At 51.6% G+C, this 18,553-nt stretch carries 21 protein-coding genes; 6 read left to right on the forward strand and 15 right to left on the reverse strand.

Annotated elements, in window-relative coordinates; all coding sequences use genetic code 11:
- Positions 1-35: 35 nt before the first annotated feature.
- The 4 genes from NYE69_RS01300 to NYE69_RS01315 form a co-directional block, all read right to left on the reverse strand.
- Positions 36-557: an Hsp20/alpha crystallin family protein gene (locus tag NYE69_RS01300; protein ID WP_340923066.1), complete on the reverse strand. Its 522-nt coding sequence runs from the start codon at positions 555-557 to the stop codon at positions 36-38.
- A 19-nt stretch (positions 558-576) separates the two neighbouring features.
- Complete coding sequence (locus NYE69_RS01305) at positions 577-795, reverse strand: double zinc ribbon domain-containing protein (RefSeq protein WP_036618785.1); 219 nt, start codon at positions 793-795, stop codon at positions 577-579.
- Positions 796-806: 11 nt separating this feature from the next.
- Positions 807-1,244, reverse strand: coding sequence for a hypothetical protein (locus NYE69_RS01310; RefSeq protein ID WP_340923071.1), 438 nt, complete (start codon positions 1,242-1,244; stop codon positions 807-809).
- 202 nt (positions 1,245-1,446) lie between these two features.
- Positions 1,447-1,695, reverse strand: a complete 249-nt coding sequence (locus NYE69_RS01315; RefSeq protein ID WP_051985189.1) for a hypothetical protein — start codon at positions 1,693-1,695, stop codon at positions 1,447-1,449.
- Positions 1,696-1,884: 189 nt separating this feature from the next.
- Here NYE69_RS01315 and NYE69_RS01320 point away from each other — a divergent pair, with 189 nt between their 5' ends.
- The 4 genes from NYE69_RS01320 to NYE69_RS01335 are packed head-to-tail and all read left to right on the forward strand — an operon-like array spanning position 1,885 to position 3,226.
- Positions 1,885-2,334, forward strand: coding sequence for an Hsp20/alpha crystallin family protein (locus NYE69_RS01320; RefSeq protein ID WP_328269798.1), 450 nt, complete (start codon positions 1,885-1,887; stop codon positions 2,332-2,334).
- A complete protein-coding gene (locus NYE69_RS01325) occupies positions 2,335-2,733 on the forward strand; it encodes a hypothetical protein (protein ID WP_328269799.1) in 399 nt (132 codons plus the stop codon).
- 11 nt (positions 2,734-2,744) lie between these two features.
- Positions 2,745-2,948, forward strand: coding sequence for a hypothetical protein (locus tag NYE69_RS01330; protein WP_328269800.1), 204 nt, complete (start codon positions 2,745-2,747; stop codon positions 2,946-2,948).
- Between the two features lie 2 nt (positions 2,949-2,950).
- Positions 2,951-3,226, forward strand: a complete 276-nt coding sequence (locus NYE69_RS01335; RefSeq protein ID WP_328269801.1) for a hypothetical protein — start codon at positions 2,951-2,953, stop codon at positions 3,224-3,226.
- A gap of 95 nt (positions 3,227-3,321) precedes the next feature.
- On the opposite strand, the gene NYE69_RS01340 is transcribed toward NYE69_RS01335, so the two are convergent.
- Both NYE69_RS01340 and NYE69_RS01345 read right to left on the reverse strand, forming a co-directional pair.
- Positions 3,322-3,441 (reverse strand): sporulation protein YjcZ, encoded by a 120-nt coding sequence (locus tag NYE69_RS01340; protein WP_328269802.1) that lies wholly within the window; start codon positions 3,439-3,441, stop codon positions 3,322-3,324.
- 38 nt (positions 3,442-3,479) lie between these two features.
- Positions 3,480-3,821 (reverse strand): hypothetical protein, encoded by a 342-nt coding sequence (locus NYE69_RS01345; RefSeq protein ID WP_328269803.1) that lies wholly within the window; start codon positions 3,819-3,821, stop codon positions 3,480-3,482.
- A gap of 154 nt (positions 3,822-3,975) precedes the next feature.
- Here NYE69_RS01345 and NYE69_RS01350 point away from each other — a divergent pair, with 154 nt between their 5' ends.
- Complete coding sequence (locus tag NYE69_RS01350; RefSeq protein ID WP_328269804.1) at positions 3,976-4,698, forward strand: class I SAM-dependent methyltransferase; 723 nt, start codon at positions 3,976-3,978, stop codon at positions 4,696-4,698.
- 61 nt (positions 4,699-4,759) lie between these two features.
- Here the strand turns inward: NYE69_RS01350 and NYE69_RS01355 are convergent, their stop codons facing one another.
- Positions 4,760-6,235, reverse strand: a complete 1,476-nt coding sequence (locus NYE69_RS01355) for a protein adenylyltransferase SelO (protein WP_412761661.1) — start codon at positions 6,233-6,235, stop codon at positions 4,760-4,762.
- Positions 6,236-6,432: 197 nt separating this feature from the next.
- On the opposite strand from NYE69_RS01355, the gene NYE69_RS01360 reads away from it, so the two are divergent.
- Entirely contained in the window at positions 6,433-7,170 is a 738-nt protein-coding gene (locus NYE69_RS01360; protein ID WP_328269823.1) for a glycosyltransferase, read from the forward strand.
- 193 nt (positions 7,171-7,363) lie between these two features.
- On the opposite strand, the gene NYE69_RS01365 is transcribed toward NYE69_RS01360, so the two are convergent.
- The 8 genes from NYE69_RS01365 to NYE69_RS01400 all read right to left on the reverse strand — a co-directional run bounded on the left by NYE69_RS01365 (position 7,364) and on the right by NYE69_RS01400 (position 18,545).
- Positions 7,364-8,326, reverse strand: coding sequence for a hypothetical protein (locus NYE69_RS01365; RefSeq protein ID WP_328269819.1), 963 nt, complete (start codon positions 8,324-8,326; stop codon positions 7,364-7,366).
- Positions 8,327-8,349: 23 nt separating this feature from the next.
- Positions 8,350-9,951 carry a hypothetical protein gene (locus NYE69_RS01370; protein WP_328269820.1) on the reverse strand — a complete coding sequence of 534 codons (1,602 nt, stop codon included), beginning with the start codon at positions 9,949-9,951 and terminating at the stop codon, positions 8,350-8,352.
- Positions 9,948-12,263, reverse strand: a complete 2,316-nt coding sequence (locus NYE69_RS01375; RefSeq protein WP_340923082.1) for a C40 family peptidase — start codon at positions 12,261-12,263, stop codon at positions 9,948-9,950. Before NYE69_RS01375 ends, NYE69_RS01370 begins: the two co-directional genes overlap by 4 nt.
- Before the next feature lie 634 nt (positions 12,264-12,897).
- Positions 12,898-14,436: a right-handed parallel beta-helix repeat-containing protein gene (locus NYE69_RS01380; protein WP_326047526.1), complete on the reverse strand. Its 1,539-nt coding sequence runs from the start codon at positions 14,434-14,436 to the stop codon at positions 12,898-12,900.
- A 51-nt stretch (positions 14,437-14,487) separates the two neighbouring features.
- Positions 14,488-15,411 (reverse strand): carbohydrate kinase family protein, encoded by a 924-nt coding sequence (locus NYE69_RS01385; protein WP_326047527.1) that lies wholly within the window; start codon positions 15,409-15,411, stop codon positions 14,488-14,490.
- 35 nt (positions 15,412-15,446) lie between these two features.
- On the reverse strand, positions 15,447-16,748 hold the full coding sequence (melA, locus tag NYE69_RS01390; protein WP_326047528.1) for an alpha-galactosidase: 1,302 nt from the start codon (positions 16,746-16,748) through the stop codon (positions 15,447-15,449).
- Positions 16,749-16,766: 18 nt separating this feature from the next.
- Positions 16,767-17,591, reverse strand: coding sequence for a carbohydrate ABC transporter permease (locus NYE69_RS01395; protein WP_328272577.1), 825 nt, complete (start codon positions 17,589-17,591; stop codon positions 16,767-16,769).
- An 18-nt stretch (positions 17,592-17,609) separates the two neighbouring features.
- Positions 17,610-18,545: a carbohydrate ABC transporter permease gene (locus NYE69_RS01400; RefSeq protein WP_326047530.1), complete on the reverse strand. Its 936-nt coding sequence runs from the start codon at positions 18,543-18,545 to the stop codon at positions 17,610-17,612.
- Positions 18,546-18,553: the final 8 nt, after the last annotated feature.

Here is an 18,553-nt window from a genome sequence, read left to right on the forward strand (position 1 = left end):
GTTTATTATACAACATAGGCTTGCAAAAATGGGCTTTAACTGAATTTGACGGAAATTTCCCGGTAAAATTCATCCCCCGTTTCCTTAGGCATTCTGATCTCAAAAATGCCCTCCTTATATACGCCCTTGCTGTCTTCCACCCTGACGCGCCTCGGCAGCGGATTCCGCTCCTCCGCGCCGTCCGGCAGCCGAACCTTCACTTCGCCCGCGCCGACCCAAACCGCGATATCCTGCGGGTCCACGTTCGCCGGCGCCCGAAAACGGGTAATCACCGAGTGGTGGGTTTCGAAATTTTCAAACTGGACTTTTCCCGCCGCCCATCCCGATACCGAAGCCTGCGGAGTCATGCCTGCGAACGAATTCATCGAGTCCGGCAGCGTCTTTTTTAAAATGTCGCTGACATACTGGGATATGGACTGCGGATCGGGGGGCGCCATGTTGGAGCCGTTCAAGGCATTTTGGCCGGATAGGGATTTTTGAATGAGATCGTTGATAAAGCTCGCAAAGCTCTGTTGATTTAGAAACGGGAATTTGTCATCAAAAAAAGGCTTGTGCACGCCGCTCATCTCCTTTCCGTTAAATTAATCCTTGCTTTCGGAACGTGGTCTGGCAGCCGCACTTCGCGCAAAAGGCCGCGTCCAAATCGTTCACATAGGAGCAGCCTTTATCGATCCGCCCCCCCTCGTCCGAGCAGCGGTTGATCAAAGGCGCGCCGCATATTTTGCAATATTTGTCCTTGCCGTTAGCTTCATAGAAACAGCGCACGCACGTTCGAGTTTCTTCTTCCTTGGCCATATGAACCTCCGTTACATGTTCTTGATGGGGGCGTCGATAATATCGCCGTCAAATACATACGATTTGCCGTCCCGCGTGATGTTGATTCCTTTGGATCCGCCTACTCCGGCATTGCGTTTGCTGTGCGAGCTCCAACCGGTCTGCTCGACTTCCCCCACCGCCACGGCGGCATTCGCCGCCATTCCGTTGACGTTAATATCGGCCAGGGAGATGCCCGTCCCGGCATGAACCCCTTCGGCCGGGCGGCCCCCATGATGAATCAAAAACTGATCGGCATCGTCGATCAGCGTATCGATCACGTCATTGTCGATGACGATGCCCACGCAGTGGGAAAGCTCCACACCGGACAAGCTGCCGAATCCGGCATTCGACTTGCTATGGGAGCTCCAGCCGTCCGCATGAATCACCGTGCCTATAAATACGCCGGAATTGGATTCTATGGAGTTCACCGACAATTTATCCAGTGAAATCACGGTTCCCAGCGGTGTTATTTTCAGAGAAATCCCTCCGTTCCTTCAGCTTAAATTGCATGTTCAAAAAGGCCGGTTCTTTCAGCGCCGAAGCTAGCTGATGCTTCCGATATGCGTTTTTTCAAAACGCTTTAGGTCGGATGAAGCCAGGTTCCGAGGAGCCAACTTTTTGAACAACCACTCATAGGGTTTGATTTTGGCCGGTGGGTCCCACGATATCATTGTCGACAATCGGCGCATCCACGACTTCGGGATCCACGATCGTGCTGACGAACATAATCGTGTTGTTTATGCCGAACTGAATCCCCTGTCCGATATTCAGCTTGGCGTGAGCCGACCATGTATTCTGCAGGACTTCCCCGATGGATATGGTGCTGTTGGTTTTCTGCCCCGCTACGTTGATCGCGTTGAAGACAATGGAAACGGCCACTCTAAATCACTCCTTTATTCATCCTATGCAGCCATGAACTGTCCCGATTCCCGGGATGAGCCATGGGCCTTCGTCCCAACGCCGGGCCAACTTAAGCGCGGGCCCCAACTCATAAAGTCGCCCCGGGAATAATAAGCTTTAAATAAGCGTCATCACCTGAAAGTCTTTGCCAAAAAAGGGGGATTGGCCATGGAGGTTGACCCTTCGAAGCGAATGCTCCGCAAATTGCGTTCGCATATGCACGAGACGGTTGGAGAGAGTTTCTGGGAGGATATGTCCGGCTTGATCCCGCCGCTGTTCCCCCGGATGGATATGTATCGTCAAGACGGTCGATTTGTCGCCGTCATCGAGCTTCCCGGCGCCGCTTCACCCGACCGGATCAAAATATCGACGAACGGAAAAACCTTGAAAATCACCGGGGTCATTCCGTACGATTACCCCGTTCATGAAGACCGGTTATTGCGATCGGAACGTTCCCTCGGCAGCTTCAACCGGACGGTCTCCCTGCCGGTCGAGGTCGAGCCGGACAGTGCGGAGGCCGTGTTCGAAAGCGGTCTGCTGACCGCCACATTTCGCTGCAAGCCGGACATTCCCGAACAGGACGTTCCGATTTTGCCCAAGAAGGAGGAACGAACGTAAATGGGCTTCCTCTTCCGACGCAAGGCCGCCGGCAAGCCGCCTCCCCCGCAGGACCTGCTGGCGCGCCTGGAGAAGATGGAGGCCCAATTGAAGGAGCTGCCCCAGGCCAAAACTGAGTACCATATCCGGATCGACCAGGTCCATATCCATCATCCGGCGCTGGATCAGCTTACGTTTAAATTGGATAGCCTGGATATCGACGAACTTAGCGGTTCCCTGAATCTCGGGAACAACTTTGGGACCGGGGGGCATCAGCCCAAGAAGCCGGACGCGAAGCAGCCCGGCGAGTTCCCGAGTCAGGGCCGGCCGCAGGAAACGGATGAGAAGGGGGCCATCCCGCCGCAAAGTCCCGGTTCCGGGTTCAAGCAGACGCCCAAAGGTTTTTCATTCAGGAAATAAGGAGGTTTATGATGAAGCTGCATATTGTCGGAGAGATTCAAGTGGACCGGATTCAACGTTCTTCGGGCGTCTTTGCCGGAGACAACCGGCAGTCGGGATGGAGTTCAGCGGCGGTGGACAATCAGGCCGCGGCCGCCGCGCAAGGCCAGGGGAACCGGATTCAGGGGCTTCGCTCGGTGCTGGCCAGCCAGCATGTTCCCGGGAAGAAGGTGTGAGCATGGAGCTGGTGCTTGCGCCCAATTTCGTCATTGGCCACATTCGGGTGGGGACCGTCGAAGGCTCCTCCTGCATCAATATCGGCAACAACCTGCCGAGCGGATTTACAAGCCACAAGAAACAAAACCAGGGACTTTCCGTCTCCGGAGATCATAATGAATTAAAGGACATCGAATCGCTGCTGGATAACGCAGGCAGCGCCGAACTGCTGGGAAGCGTGTTCGGCGAGGACGCGGCGGCGCGAATCTACCCGAAGCATCGCCGTAATGCCGTCTGACCGGACGCTCGCGAAAAAACGCATCCAAGAGCAAAAAGAAAAAGAGCCGCATTTCGTTATGTCGAAATCGGCTCTTTGCTCCTTATGGATCGGCATTAGATCCAAGTGCGGAGAACGATTACCAGGAGGATAAACAGCACGAGAATCACACCCGTAGAAGTCCACAATCCGAAGCCTGCACTGGATCCGCCGAATGCAGCATTAGGGAAACCCATGTTTTTTTCACCTCCTTTTCAGAGATACTCCTAAGGCCTTAGATCCAGAAGAACGGCCACAGGAACAACAGCGCCAGGAGCGCCCAGGGAAGCCAAAAACCGCCGAAGCCTCCAAAGCCGCCAAAGGGGCCAAAGGGGCCGAACCCGAAAGCCTTCGTTTTTGCCTTGGATTTTAAATTGGAAACTTGTTTTCTGACTTTTGGGGACTGCTTGGAAAGAACCGAAGCGCCTCCGGGTACAACCCCGTCAAATTGAATGCCTTCCGGGCCAACGGCGCTTATCGTTCCAACATAACAGTTTCCGTCACGAAGGACCGCACAGACCGGTCTTCCAATATAGGGTCTGCAACCAGCTTCGGTAATAGGGTAGATCTGCTGCATGCATCTCTGCCTCCCTTCTCGGTGCTTTCGGTTCATCCTATGCTTTGCCTACGCGGGTGGATTGGGTCATTCGTCCATATACAGCCAACTAATCAGCTTCCGCCTATCATTTTGATTGCCTGGGGCATATGCTACCCTAGAAAGGGCTGATGACATGAATTATCACGAGATGATCGCGGCGATGGGTGAAGGAGCGGCTCATCCGGGAGGATATAAAGGGACACTCGCTTTTCTTGACGAGGTCGACATTCCCCCGGGGCTGCGCGTATTGGAGGTTGGGTGCGGCACCGGCAGAACGGCCTGTTTGCTGGCCCAAAAAGGGGCTAAAGTTACGGCTATGGACCGGAGCTCCACCATGGTGGGCAAGGCCAAAAAACGGGCCGAGATGCAGGGGATTGACATTGATGTGGTTCAAGGGGATGTTTGCTCCATTCCGTTTGAAGCGGACACCTTCGATGTCGTGTTTGCGGAGTCGGTTACAATTTTTACGGATCCTACGGCAGCATTTCGGGAGTACTGCCGCGTGCTTCGAACCGGGGGACGGTTATGGGACCGGGAGCTCTATGAAGCGGCACCTCACCCGGAGCTGTATCCGGAAATGTTCAAGCTGTACGGCAATCCGCAGCTTCCGGAGCTGGACGCATGGATCGGGCTGATGCGTTCGGCCGGATTCCGCAACGTTCGGCCGTGGAAACCCGATGCGGCGTCCCTGATTCCTGCGGATTCGGACGGGGAATTCCTTTACGACCCGTACCAGCTTTTTGATTTGGAAACGCTGCAGGACCCGGACGCGCTAGGTTTCTTTGCGCAAAATCACGCTTTTTTGCTGGAATTTCACGGGCATCTTTCGTTTTGCGTTTTTATGGGGGAAAAATAACTTCAGTTTGCGCGAAAAAGGGACCGGAGCCCAACCGATCCCTTTTTTCGTCCGAATTTCATTATGTCCCGCAGAAAGTCCGGTACGGGCAGGCCGTGGGGGCGGGCGGCGCGGCGTATCCGGCCTGTTCCGGAGCGTGCGCAAACGGGTTGGCGAGCGCTCCCAGAAACCGTTCCATCACGCTGTAGTCTCCGCGTTCCACCGCGGCCTCCAGCGCTTCCTCCACCCGGTGGTTGCGGGGAATGAGCGCGGGGTTGCTGCGCCGCATCAGCTCATGGGAGGCCTCCCTGGTCTCCTGCTGCCTGCCGAGCCTTTCCTGCCACCGCTCCCGCCACCGCGCAAATTCCGGCGCGCCGAACAAAGCGGAATCGTCCGGCCGTTCAAAGGTAAGCGCCAGAAAAGTATTGGTGTAGTCCGCCCTGTGCTCATGCATCAGTCCGAGCAAATCCTTGATCAGGACTTCGTCCTGCGCTTCTTCGCCGAACAGCCCCAGCTTGGCGCGCATTCCCGCAAGCCAACGGGATTGGAACAAATCCGTATACTCGGACAACGCTCCCTCCGCCAGCTTCACCGCCTCATCCTCATTTTCATGGAGGAGCGGCAGCAGGCTTTCCGCAAACCTCGTCAAATTCCAGAGCCCGATGTAAGGCTGATTGCCGTAAGCGTACCGGCCGCCCGTATCGATGGAGCTGAACACCGTCGCCGGGTCGTACACATCCATGAACGCGCAGGGGCCGTAATCGATCGTTTCCCCGCTGACGGCCATGTTATCGGTATTCATGACACCGTGAATAAAGCCGATCAGCTGCCAGCGGGCGATCAGGGACGCCTGGGCTCCGATTACCGCTTGAAGCAGCGCCAAATAGGGTTTCTCCGCCTCGAGCGCTTGGGGATAATGGCGTTTTATCGCATAGTCCGCCAAAGCGCGGATCTCTTCTTCGTTGCCGAAGTTTGCGGCGTACTGGAACGTACCGACCCGAATATGGCTGGCGGCGATCCGGGTCATCACCGCGCCCGGCAGCTCCGTTTCGCGGTACACGGGCTCCCCGGTCGTCACCACCGCCAGGCAGCGGGTAGTCGGAATTCCCAAGGCGTGCATCGCTTCGCTGATAATGTATTCGCGCAGCATCGGGCCCAGCGCGGCCCGGCCATCCCCGCCCCGGGAATAAGGCGTTCGGCCTGAGCCTTTCAGCTGGACGTCCCAGCGCCCCCCGGAAGGCGCGATCTGCTCGCCGACCAGTAAAGCCCGGCCATCCCCAAGCATCGTGAAGTGCCCAAATTGATGTCCGGCATACGCCTGCGCCAGGGGGAAGGTCCCTTCGGGCACCCGGTTTCCGGCAAACACCGCCACGTTTTCCTCGCTTTGCAACGCCTCAGCGTTTAGCCCTAATTCCCCGGCCAGCGGCTCGTTTAAAACGGCCAGCTTCGGCGAACGGACAGGATTCAGGCCAACCCGCGAATAAAAGACGTCCGGCAATTCGGCATAGCTGTTATCGAGGTTCCATCCTGTGGTAGGAACGGTTATTTTCGTCATCATAAGTATCTCCCTGCTCTAAACGATGGTTTGATCTATTATACACAATTTGGGGCGCACGCCATTCATCCGTCCCCAGGGGCATTCGGACCGTTGTCCTCCGCGATGTGGATATGCCGTTACCGTTATATGCCTCGTACATATTGTAAGAGTGAGATATGGACTTGGTGAATGAAATTACGGATAAGGGGAGTGATGAAATGGGAGCCGGCCATAAAAAATCGATCTACCCGCAGGGAGTTTCCATTATCACCTGCACGAACCGACGAAGCTATATTAATAACCTGTTCAACAACTTTGCCAGGCAGCACCATCCCAAAAAAGAGCTGATCATCGTCGTAAATAACGATAAAATTCCGCTTGAACCTTATTTAAACATGGCAAGGCGATATCGAAACGTTTACGTCTACCGCTTGCCGGGGCGTTTCTCGCTCGGCGCTTGTTTAAACCATGCCGTCAAGAAAGCAAAGTACCGCTACATTGCCAAGTTCGACGATGACGACTACTATGCTCCTTATTATTTGACCGCCAGTTTGCGGGTCTTTCGAAGAACCGGCGCCCACGTCATCGGAAAGCGGGCGCATTATATGTATTTACGCGGATCGAAGACGCTGATCCTTCGTTTTCCGCAGGATGAAAACCGGCCCGTCAGCGAAATTCCCGGCGCTACCCTTGTTTTTAAGCGGCAGGTATTAAGCCGGGTTCAGTTCCCCAATCAAAGCGTGGGGGAAGACGATCTTTTTTGCCTGCGCTGCAAACGGAAAGGATACAAAGTTTATTCCGGAGAAAAAACGAATTTTGTTGCGATCCGCCGTAAAAATTCCTCCAACCATACGTGGATTATCAGCGATAAAGAGCTGCTCGCCCATCATAAAAAGATCCCGAACGTGAAAAATTACAAAAAATTTGTACAAAGCAAACCGAAGACAGGGCGATAACGGCACATTCTTCATTCTGGACCAATAGTCGAAAAATAAGGACAAAAAATGCCGCTAATGGTGATGAACCTGCCTGGCTCCGGATAATAAGCACATAAAGTTCCGCTATTTTGTCTTTCAAAACCCGAAAAGCACAAGGAGCCTTTCCTCGAAACATCGTTCAAGAGGGCTCCCTGTGCTTTGGATATGACTCTTACATATTATGCAACTCTTTAATCTCTCCGCCTTTCAGTTCCACAAAGACTTGGGCAGCGGCAGTATTCTGGCCAAACCAGCCAGCGGAAACCTCGGCATCATATAAAGTCCAGTTTTCGGTATTCATTTCCTCGGTATTTAGATATGTTGATTTTTTCAGTTCAATTTCTTGTTCATTGGTTTTCATCCACACTCGAACAACCTGAAGGTTCTTACTGTAAAGGTGCACGGCAATATTCATCAAACCGGAATGGTCCGTGTCATAAGCTAGTACATAAGTGTCATACAATTTCAAGTATTCATCATGGTAACCGCTAAAAAGGCTCATCACATTTCGGAATGGATACGTATCCTCAGTCCACTCCGTATCCGCCTCATCCCCGCTCTTGATCGCAACGGGATACAGGCGCTCTGAATCCATGTCCTGCAACGGTTGACATGAGCTGCTCAGCTCTTTCGACGCGGCCGGGCCGCCTCCTCCATCTTCCGGTTCAGGGGCTAATTTCGTAAAAAAAGATTCCCGGTTGGAATAATAGTTGCCTTCATCCAAGATGGTTAAATCTACGGGATCGTCAATGTATCCCGAATCTTTGTAAAAAAGCCTTCTGCTTTCATCCGAAAAAACAGGGATAATGGCGGCCAGATCCAAGGTGTCCGAAGTCCAAACCGGATTCGTTCTAAAAGCCACCGTTCCCTTAAACCCTGCGGAATTTAACCGCTCATTGGTCCAGTAACGATACATTGTAAACTCGTACGGAGCAACCACGGTATTTCCCCAAGTATCCAGATTGCTTCCCTCTAGGGAGATGTAGGGAAAATACGGGACAGGGTCGTTAGCGACTTCTGCATCCAGTGCTCTAAAACATGCCGTGGCCACACTAGCAAGACCTCCATTATTCTCCAAGCAGCCCGATAGCAGGATAAACACGACGACTGCTAAAGGTATAATCAACTTTTTCACAATAACACCTTCGAGGTTCAGACTTATTCTCCCTCATCATACCCTACCAAAAACTGCAACAAATCCACGCCGGCTTGATTCGGAGCAATACCTTTCAAAACGGTTGCAAGTCTATCGTACGAGCTTACCAATCTCTCTGAAACCTCTTCCAAACTCGTTTGATCTTCGTCGTTCATGGCCTGGGCGGAAGTTTGATTGTAGTGCTCCCGATATTCGGACAGTTGTTGCAGTAATTCGCTATATTTTTCTTTATTAGCCCTCTGGCCTTCATTTGACTGCAGTTGTACCAGGTGCCCATAAATAGCCGCATCAATCATGCTTCCTTGTCTTGTTGACATATGCGACCACATCGTTCCTCCGCCATTCAAATAATATTGATATTCATACCAATCCGAATTAAGATCTGAGATGTTTGCTCTCAATTTGTTCACCAAGTTATTCAGGGTGCCATCATCTGCTACCATTTCATTTACTTTTGTTGTAAAGCACTTTCCAAACTCCGAATAGGCTTCATCCATACCCGCTTCGGATTGATCTTCCCATTTTTCCAGAGAGAACTGTTCAAATATTTGTGAAACTTGCCCCACTTGAGTCAATTCGGCCATGTTTTCATTGTTGCATGAGTAAGAAGCAATATTATTAGAACCATTCGATTCATCTTCCTGATTATCCGGTTTAAAAGTAGCCAACATTCCTTTAACTTCTTTCTGCATGGACTGGTAAACTTGAGCATCTTCTTTATTACTTGGTTCCTGAGATAAAATCTTGGCAACGACGACCCAGTCATCACCTTTTGAAACGATCTGATAGCTGTCTCGTTGATTTGGTTTGAGATCATTCCATTCCGTTAAATTTAATGATTCGATTTGAATTAATGGAAACGATCCCCGCTCATTTAAAAATGAAATCACTTGCTTATTTACTAAATCCTCAAGGGATATTCTCCCTACCCATGTTTCGGGGATTGTAAATAAACCATAAAGCGTATGGATCTCTCTCGGACTAAGCAATGTAGGCTCAACATCATAGTACCCCCAGGAGCTAACTTTCATTTTTGAGGAGTTATCATATACGTTATCCGCAATAAAAACAACACTTACTCCTTGTAAAGGATAAATGATGCTAAACTGTTTCCGATCTTCATTTTCTGTAGATGGCTCGGCCAAGATCATGGTTTCACCGGCTCGTTTCATAATATCCGAAAATGACATATTACTTCTAGCTTCAGTGTAATGAATAGGACTGGCGCCGTTAATATCAACATGGCTTACCGGCACCCCATCATCACCTGTCAAATGAAATATCATACCGGCCTTTTCAAGCTTGAGTGAAGTTAGGCCTGTATCCGAATCCGTTTCTTCTATAGGAAGTTCCTCATAATCTTGTGCTAACTTTTCAATCAGCATGTCTTTGTCCATATCAAAATATGCTATGAATTTCTTTAAAAAAACCGGATTGTTAAGATCATAAGAGGAATCGGTATTACCGAACGTTTCCGTGTCAGTAGGAATGTTGGTATTGCTACCTGCCTTTTCCCCTCCGGATTGAGAAGTCTTTGGCTCACAAGCCGTCAGGGTAAATAAACACAGGGTAATCAGTACTAATATCATTGATTTAAATTTCATTTGATGCTCCCCACCTTTTTACCGTTTTGACTATAAACAATCCCATCATCGCCTATAATTCTACGGACGGCTATAGGCTTTTGGGTCGTCAGCCAATATCCTTTAAGTTCAGAGACCTTCACATTTCCACCCTTTTTGTTTGTTCCGCTCTCGTGAATAAATTTCCCGTCTCCCAGATAGAACCCTACATGACCAACCTGGGACGAATTGGGCGAATTAAATAAAACCAGGTCACCCTGTTTCAAATCAGAGACATCGAATGCTCCCGCACCCTCTTTTCCTTTCGTCCATACTTCTAATCCGGATTTAATTTGAGTGCCGGTATTGGCCCCAATGTCGATATTCGATCCAACTTTCAGGTCGCGCAGAACCGTCCGGTAAATAGCCGAAGTAAAGTCCGAGCAATCCATTGCTTTTGGCGGTGACTTTGGATCCATATATTTGGGTCTGTTTCCGTCCATATAGTATGGAACCTTTCCCTCGAACTGTTTGGCTAATTCCAGTACCTGCTCCCTTGCAGCTTCAATCCCTTTAACGGCAGCTTGAAGTGATTTACTTGTTTCCGAAGGCAGAGGCTGACTGGATGGAGCACCCGTTTGGCTTGGTACTTCCAAAATGGACAATAACATGATTGCTACACCAGGATTTTTATCGACTACAGGACCGTAGGTAAAAACTCTATCTTTATAATACTTCCCTTCTAACGGTATATTTGTACCGCTAAACACATATACACTATTTACCTTGTGATTGATATATCCTAGGCCATTGTAATACTCCGCAAAAGTCATCATTTTAGCAATATCCTTAGAAGAACCGTCAATCCCGACAGTATCTCGGACGTATTTTTTTAAATTCAGAGCATGAATTGCCGCATCCTCCCATTCCGTAAAAAATATTCCCTTTGGAACGTTTACTGTTTTTTTCCCGAGCGGATCTCCATTATGTAGATACTTACTAAAGTCACCGGAGCCCTCCCGCCAGTGGATGGCCGCTATTAATTCAGGGGGCACGCCGGTTTTTTGGGAAACAGACACATATCTCTGTTTGTATTTTGAATAATGCTGCTGAAATTTCTTCAAGGAATTCATAACATCCTTATTTGAAAGATCCTTTGTTATATAAGGCAATAGCCACTTATTACGCTCGTATAACGCCTGAACTTTTTCTTTTTTATTCTTTATTTTTTTAATATTTAGGTTCATTTTACTTAGTGCGGTCAGATCCAATTTTTCTAAAACTTCTGTCTCTCTGGATTCATCCTTTAAGGCCTTCCCCGCAACCCCCGTCCCCGTCCACAGTATCTTATAATCGGCATCATCCACCATTTCCGAAGACATGGAATGCTTTTCCTTCAATGTTAATCTAAGTTTCTCCACGTACGCATGCGCGCCGTTCATTTCGTTTTGCATGTTTTTCGCTTTATATTCATGCCAAGCTGCTTGGGCCCGGCCGATTTCGGTGAGCAGTTTATGTATTTCGTTCAGCTGAGCCTTGGCCCAGGCACCTTCGGGCCCCTCCTTCATGGCCAAGCCTAACAAATATGTATACTGGTTATCCTGCGGAATCAGAACCGGTACAAACTTATCGTCTTTCGTGATCCGAAACGAAGGATCGTAAGAGCAAGCCGAGATAGGCGATTCTTTATAAAGTCCGCTTAAGTTTACGTTTTCCTCGTAAAAGCCTTCACTAATTCCCAGGTCCTTCAACACTTTTCTAAGCCTTTCCGCCTCTTTATGCGCCCCATCCATCAATGGCTTGTTATTAAATGCTTGATAAACGGAATAGGCTACTTGCGCCCGGGCAATGTCGTATCTGGCTTTAAAAATCTTGTCCAGTTGCCGCTTGGCTTCTTCCTGCCCCTCTTCCGTACCGTTGAGGGTTTGTGCGTGCAGCTTTTGCACCACCGGGTCTTCGAACAAGGGATCCTTCAAGTAGGCTGATGAGCCTTCACCGGCGATAACTCCATCCTTCGAGTAGTAAGAAGAAGGCGGGATAAATTTCTGTTGTGTAGCTCTGTTGGCTGCTTCCTCACTATCCAGGTAGGCCTGTGCCGCTTGTTTTAGTCCGCCAGCTTTTTCGTAAAGTTCATCGGTTACTAATTTCGCCAATTTCGTAATATTCCGCAGTCTGTTGTTCACTTCATCCAGTGCTCGTTGAACAGACCGTTCATCGTATTCGCTTCGTACATCTTGCACTAACCTGGATAAATCTTGATAAACCCTGCGCTCGCTGTTCTCTACTTGATTGCCTAGTGTTTTCAGCTTCGCGGAGAGCTCTTCTAATTTCCCGGTATCCACCTTCATGCTCATCGTTTGCTTTCCTTTCCGAAAACTAGGTTTTATTTCAAAATAAAAAGGTAATATTTACCTCTATGGCTCTTGATATTATACTCACAATGCATATCCCAAACAATGGAAGTCTCAAGAAATAATCCCTTTGGAGTAGCAACTTAAAGTTTATAGCGGGACATTTGTCACATAGCAGCAGATAACTTTTTTTGAATGAGGTACATGGATTAACATAAGAAAAACGTCTATCGACGTACTCCCTAAGAAGCCAGACCGCGTTAAATAGTTGCAAAATGTACAGTTACATATCCGGAGATCCTGCCACAGCAATTGATTAAGTGTAAACCCTGCAATTACTCCACTATCTTTCGAAGAAAAGGCAAAAAGACGAGGATGTAGTTGTATGAAATGCAATTAAACGAATGATTAGATAAATGGATATAAAGTTAGTTGTATGATTTGCATTAATGGTGGGAGCCAAGCCGGTCAAGCACACTTTTGCCCGCCATCCGACCAGGGGAAATAATTAGTCAGCGGTTAAGCCGATTTTGGTTCGGCGAATGTTGAGTAATAAATTCTTTAAACTAAATAAACAAAAGCCCTCTTGAGTCAGAGGGCTTTTGAGGTAACCAAAGTAGTTGTGCTAAAATAAACTTTATTCGTTGGCGCCGATATTCACGGCGCTGCCTTTTACGCGGGGCTCCCCGTCAATATCCTCGGTTCCGATGATGGCGGTGTCCGTGTTCCCGGCATCGATTGCCGGAGACGATGACTGCAGATGGAAGTCGCCGTTCGCGGCGTTCACGAATTTGGGATCGGCAAACAGCGAATGCGCATCATTGCCGGTTCCCTTTTGATACGAGGAGAATCCCGTATATTCTTTATTTTTCCAGGTCCAAGTCGCTTCCGAGGTGCCGCCCGGAGCAAAATACAAATTGTAATCCACAACGTTGCCGGTGTTTTTGGTGTATTCATTGTAGATCAAAACATCCGTGGAGTTGGCCACGAAAATATTGTTTTTGATCACGTTGTTTTGTGTATCGTACTGTACGAGCAGTTGGCCGTTATAATCGTTCAAAGTATCGTTTTTGTACACTGTGTTGTTGACGATCTTGCAGTTTACGGTAGAGCCGCGCTCATCGTCGTAACCGCCCATGGCGATGCCGGTCAGCCGGTTGTTATAAATCACGTTGCTGCGCACCGTAATATTGCTGGTGGATTTGCCGGCGTGTTCGGAGGCGATTTCGAGGCCGATGTCGTTGCTGTAGCTGTAGTTCTGCTCGATAATGCTGTCCTTGCCGCCATCCACATAAATGCCGCCGGCCGAGTTGTCGTCTTTCCCGTAAGACGGGTTATTTTTAACGGAATTGTTGTACACCCGGTTGCCTTTCACGAGCCCGTTCCGCGCCTGATCGTAAGCGGTCTTCGGGGCGGTTCCCTCAAAGCCGATCAGATCGATCCCGATGTTGTCATTATCGTGGACGAGGTTGCCGGTCACCTCAAAGCCGTCCACATTGCCGTTTAAAACGAGCGCTTCACTGGAGCCCAGCACAAGATTGTACAGCTCATTGCCGCTGATCGTCAGGTCGTGGATCGAATCGGGAGCTTTTGTACCATAAACCGCGATGCCGTGGGCGTCCCGGCCCAGCCGGTCGCTGCCGCTCGGGGTAGCCGTGTTTTTGATGTCATGGACTTTGTTGTTGGACAGATTAATGAAACCGCCAGCGCCATGGACATAAATGCCTACAGGCACCGCATTTTTGGAAGCCGTAGTAAACCCGCGGACTTCAAAACCCTGAACGGTAACGTAATTGACATCCTCCAGCTCGATCAGCCCTTCGCTTCCGTTGACCGAAAGTCCAGCGCCGTCAATGATGGGGGTCTCGTTGCCATAGTTGGTGAACACAATGGGACCCTGGGAAGCGGAGCCGGAACGGGTGATCTTCAGCTTCTGATTGTACACACCGCCCCGGACGTAGACCGTGCTGCCCGCAGGGACCACATCGGCCGCATGCTGCAGCGTCTTCCACGGCGCGTCGCTCGTTCCCGCGTTGGAGTCACTGCCGCTCGTCGCCACATAGAATTCCGTGCCGGCCGCGGAGGCGGAAGGGGACTGCGCATTTCCGGCCGCCAAACCAAGTCCTAAAGCCAACCCCAGACTCAAACTCGCCAGTAATATTTTCCGGAATTTCATTATCATTCCTCATCTCCCTTTGTTTGGTATAGTCATTATACCACAAATTCACTACGCCTGTCCTGCCTGCATACGTAGGACGTCCTCCACGGTCGGCAGGCTTCCGGTGCCGCCAAGGCCTAGCGTCGACAGCGCCCCGCAGGCATTGGCGAATCGCAGCAGCTCCTCACCGCAGCGGCCGAGCAGATAGCCGTAAATGATCCCCGCATTAAAGCAATCGCCCGCTCCCGTCGTATCCACCGGGGTCACCGCGTACGGCCCGGCCGAGATCACGCTTCCGTCAGGCTGGCGCAACGACGCGCCTCTGGGGCCTTGCTTGACCGCCACCAGCCCCGCCACGGGAGGAAGCATGGATTCAAGCACACTGGCGACCCTGTCGGCCGGGAAGATATGCAGCAGTTCATCCTCACTCGGAATGAACAGATCCGTTTCCGCCAGCAGCGCGCCGATGCCGTCGCGATCCCACCGGTTGGCCACATCCCACCCCGTATCAAAGGACGTGCTGGTCCCGTCCGCGCGCAGCCGTCCAAAAAGCTCCAGCCAATGCGGTCTCATGCCGTCCTGCAAATAATAGGAGCCGAAATGCAGATGGCGGGCCTGCCGCAGCAGCGTGTCCGGGATATACTCCGGGGACAGCAGCGGGATGCTGCCGGCGTAGGTTAGCAGCCCGCGATCGGCGGGCGTGGAGAAGGACAAGGTCACCCCCGTCTTGACGCCCGGCAGCCGGGTTACATGCTCGGTGTTAACGCCCATCCGCCGCAGCTCGCCCGTACAGAAGGCGCCGAAGTCGTCGTCCCCCACCACGCTGACGAACCTCACGTCCGCCCCCAGGCTGGCCAGCGCGCAGGCCGTGATCGCCGAGGAGGAACCAAGCACAACCTCGAAGCCGTCGACCATCTTCTCCCGGTTCCATTCCGGCATGACATCCCCGCCGGACACAATGATGTCCACGTTCAGTTCGCCGGCGACAACCACAACGGGCCTTGTCTCCTGAGTCCCTTGCGATCGCATCATTTCAACACCGGAACAAAACCTTGTTCCGCCTCATACAACTCTTCGAACATGCTGCCGATTTCGTCCAGGGAGCAAACGGCCGCGGTCAGCGGGTCCACCATCAGCGCGTGGCGGGCCATGTCCTTGTCGTTCCGGAGCACGGCTTCCACCGCCAGGTCAAAAAAGGCCATGTTCGAGCGGCACAATGCGGCCAAATGCTCCGGCAGTCTCCCGAAACGGGTAGGCTGCACGCCTCTGCGGTCGACCAGGCAGGCCACCTCGACCACGCCGTCCGCCGGCAGATTTTCGATCAGCTCCCGGTTCGGAACGTTGCCGTAAATGACCTTTGGCTCGTTTTTTAATACGGCTTCGATAATCACCGCCGCGTATTCATTGCTCGACCGCATTTCGAGCGGCAGCGTGCCTTCGAGCTGCCGAACGATCTCTTCATCGTTCTCTTTGCGCCAAATCGGCCAATTGTCGGCATAGAAACCCGTGGCCCCGTTATAGCCGGCATTGCAGTGCAAATCGATAAGCGACTGGCGTTTCCGATAGTACGGTATATACTCCGAGAAATGGCCGCTCGATTCCGAGACGAAGGCGCCCAAATATTTCATCGCGTCAAAACGCACCGGGTCCTGCCGCAGCAGCTCGGGGGCCTTGATTTTTTCCAGCAGCACGGGGTACAGGTCCTTCCCGCCGTGGGTCAGCTCCACGAACCAGGACATGTGGTTGATGCCCCCGGCTCTCCAGTACATCTCCTCATATGGGACCCCGGCATATTCCGCCAGCTGTGCGGACGTGTTCTGGATGGAGTGGCAGAGGCCGACCACCGGCAAATCCGTGATGCGTGAAGTCAGCAGCGTAACTGCGGACATCGGATTGGTATAGTTCAAAATCATGCCGTCCGGACACAGCTCTTCGACGTCCCGGACAATCTCGATCCAGCTGGGAAGCGTACGCAGCGTTTTAAACAGCCCCCCTGGTCCCAACGTATCGCCAATGCATTGATTAACCCCGTATTTCAAGGGAATTTCATATTCGTAGCGAACCGTCTCCAGCCCGCCGACCTCAATCTGGTTGATCACAAACTGCGAGCCGCCGATGACCTCCCTGCGGTCCGTGGAGGCGATCACCTCCCACCGTTTCCCCGTCATTTCCACGATTTTGCGCACCAGCCTGCGTGCCAGCTCCAGCCGGCGCTCGTCGATATCGACCAGGGCGATCGTGCCGCCCTCCAAACCTTCGATCAACAGGATATCCATGGCGATGTCCCGGGTAAACGCGCTGCCTGCACCGATAATTGAAATTTTCGTCATAGCTCTTCTCCTCGCTCCTTATTTCATGCCTGTCATGGTCAGGCCTTTTATGAATTGCTTCTGGAAGATCAGGAACACAATAATAACCGGCAACGTAATCAGAACCGCCGCGGACATGACGACGTTGTAATTGACCATATGCGTTCCGTTAAAATAAACCAACGCAAGCGGAACGGTCATCTTGCTCTCATCATTTAATACAATCAGCGGCCACAGGTAGTTGTTCCAGGAGTTCATGAACGTGAATATGCCCAAAGCCGACAGCATCGGCAGGATCAGCGGCGAAACGATGCGGAGCATCAGCCTGAACTCGCCGGCGCCGTCCATTCTGGCCGCTTCCAGCAGCTCCTGCGGAATCTCCTCGATGAATTGCTTGGCCAGGAACACCCCGTAGGAGCTAACCAGATTAGGCAGAACGATCGCCATCAGATGGTTGATGAGCCCCAGCTCGGCCGTAATGAGATAAGTCGGGATCATAATCACCTGGAACGGAATCATCATCGTCGCCAGGATCAGGATGAACAACAGTCTTTTTCCCTTAAATCGATGTTTGGCAAAAATATATCCGGCCAGGGAACTGGTGAACAAGGTCATGACCGTAATGATGACGGAGGTCGCCAAGCTGTTGAACAGCCAAGTGACAAACGGCGCGTCCCGGAACACCGTCCGGTATCCCTCCAGGCTGGGCTGCCGGGGGAACAACCCGCCGGAGCCCGAGACGATTTCCATATTGCTTTTTAGCGAAGACAGCACCATCCAGGCGTAAGGCAGCAGCATGATACAGGCTGCAATGGCCAGGACAGCGATAAGCACCCCGTCCCAATACTTGCGTTTATACGGCATAGGCTTTTTCTCCCCCTCTCAATGCTCCCACTGGGTGCGTCCCCATCTCAACTGCAGCAAGGTCACGAGCAAAATGATCATAAGAAACACGGTCGCCATCGCCGAGGCGTATCCCATATTCGAATTGGCAAACGCCTGATCGTAAATGTGCAGCGCCAGCACCCGCGTCTCGTTGAACGGCTCCCCTTTCGTCATGATCTGGAACTGGGGGAAGGCCTGGAAATAGGAAACGACCGTGGTCACGGAGACGAACAGCAGCGTTCTGCGCAGCAGCGGCAGCGTGATGTGGAAAAAGATATGCCACCGGCCCGCGCCCTCCAGAATCGCCGCTTCATAATACATGTCGGGAATGGAATCCAGCCCGGCGATGAAAAGAACGATATTATAGCCAATATCGGCCCACAAGGTCATCATAATGACGGAATAAAGCGCATAATGCGGATCGCTGAGCCACTGGATCGGGGCCATATGCAGCTTGGCCAGCAGGATGTTGAACAAGCCGTTGTTGTAATTGAACATCGTGCTCCATACGATGGCCGTTCCCGCCAGCGGGGCGATCGTCGGAAGAAAAAACACGGTACGGAACAAACTTTTCAGCCAGGGGATGCTGACCCGTTGAATGGCTGAGGCGATCAACAGCGTGATGACGATATTGATCAGCACGGTGATCGTTACGAATTTGAACGTGACCCATAGCGACTTCAGAAAAACGGCGTCCCGGGCCATGCGGATATAGTTGTCCGCCCCCACGAACAGCGCCTTGGAGCTAAGCGGGTCATACTTAAAAACGGACAAGCCCAGGCTCCAGGCGATGGGAAGGAACGCAAACACCCCGAACAGGAGCAGGATCGGCACCAATGAAATGAGGATGAACCTCCGCTTGGCTCTGTACCCCGCCGCCTTTCCCGTCACTTTTATCCTATCCGTCTTGTTGGTCGGTACAACAGCACTCATGCCCGAAC

The organism is Paenibacillus sp. FSL R5-0527 (assembly GCF_038008055.1).
Classification (GTDB): Bacteria; Bacillota; Bacilli; order Paenibacillales; family Paenibacillaceae; genus Fontibacillus; species Fontibacillus macerans.

Excerpts from the sequence above, each read along its gene's own strand:
- NYE69_RS01380 (WP_326047526.1), bottom strand. The coding sequence starts at position 14,436 with ATGAAATTCCGGAAAATATTACTGGCGAGTTTGAGTCTGGGGTTGGCT.
- NYE69_RS01400 (WP_326047530.1), bottom strand. The coding sequence starts at position 18,545 with ATGAGTGCTGTTGTACCGACCAACAAGACGGATAGGATAAAAGTGACG.
- NYE69_RS01320 (WP_328269798.1), top strand. The coding sequence starts at position 1,885 with ATGGAGGTTGACCCTTCGAAGCGAATGCTCCGCAAATTGCGTTCGCAT.
- NYE69_RS01340 (WP_328269802.1), bottom strand. The coding sequence starts at position 3,441 with ATGGGTTTCCCTAATGCTGCATTCGGCGGATCCAGTGCAGGCTTCGGA.
- NYE69_RS01335 (WP_328269801.1), top strand. The coding sequence starts at position 2,951 with ATGGAGCTGGTGCTTGCGCCCAATTTCGTCATTGGCCACATTCGGGTG.
- NYE69_RS01375 (WP_340923082.1), bottom strand. The coding sequence starts at position 12,263 with ATGAGCATGAAGGTGGATACCGGGAAATTAGAAGAGCTCTCCGCGAAG.
- NYE69_RS01370 (WP_328269820.1), bottom strand. The coding sequence starts at position 9,951 with ATGAAATTTAAATCAATGATATTAGTACTGATTACCCTGTGTTTATTT.
- NYE69_RS01350 (WP_328269804.1), top strand. The coding sequence starts at position 3,976 with ATGAATTATCACGAGATGATCGCGGCGATGGGTGAAGGAGCGGCTCAT.
- melA (WP_326047528.1), bottom strand. The coding sequence starts at position 16,748 with ATGACGAAAATTTCAATTATCGGTGCAGGCAGCGCGTTTACCCGGGAC.
- NYE69_RS01360 (WP_328269823.1), top strand. The coding sequence starts at position 6,433 with ATGGGAGCCGGCCATAAAAAATCGATCTACCCGCAGGGAGTTTCCATT.
- NYE69_RS01395 (WP_328272577.1), bottom strand. The coding sequence starts at position 17,591 with ATGCCGTATAAACGCAAGTATTGGGACGGGGTGCTTATCGCTGTCCTG.
- NYE69_RS01305 (WP_036618785.1), bottom strand. The coding sequence starts at position 795 with ATGGCCAAGGAAGAAGAAACTCGAACGTGCGTGCGCTGTTTCTATGAA.
- NYE69_RS01345 (WP_328269803.1), bottom strand. The coding sequence starts at position 3,821 with ATGCAGCAGATCTACCCTATTACCGAAGCTGGTTGCAGACCCTATATT.
- NYE69_RS01325 (WP_328269799.1), top strand. The coding sequence starts at position 2,335 with ATGGGCTTCCTCTTCCGACGCAAGGCCGCCGGCAAGCCGCCTCCCCCG.
- NYE69_RS01330 (WP_328269800.1), top strand. The coding sequence starts at position 2,745 with ATGAAGCTGCATATTGTCGGAGAGATTCAAGTGGACCGGATTCAACGT.
- NYE69_RS01355 (WP_412761661.1), bottom strand. The coding sequence starts at position 6,235 with ATGATGACGAAAATAACCGTTCCTACCACAGGATGGAACCTCGATAAC.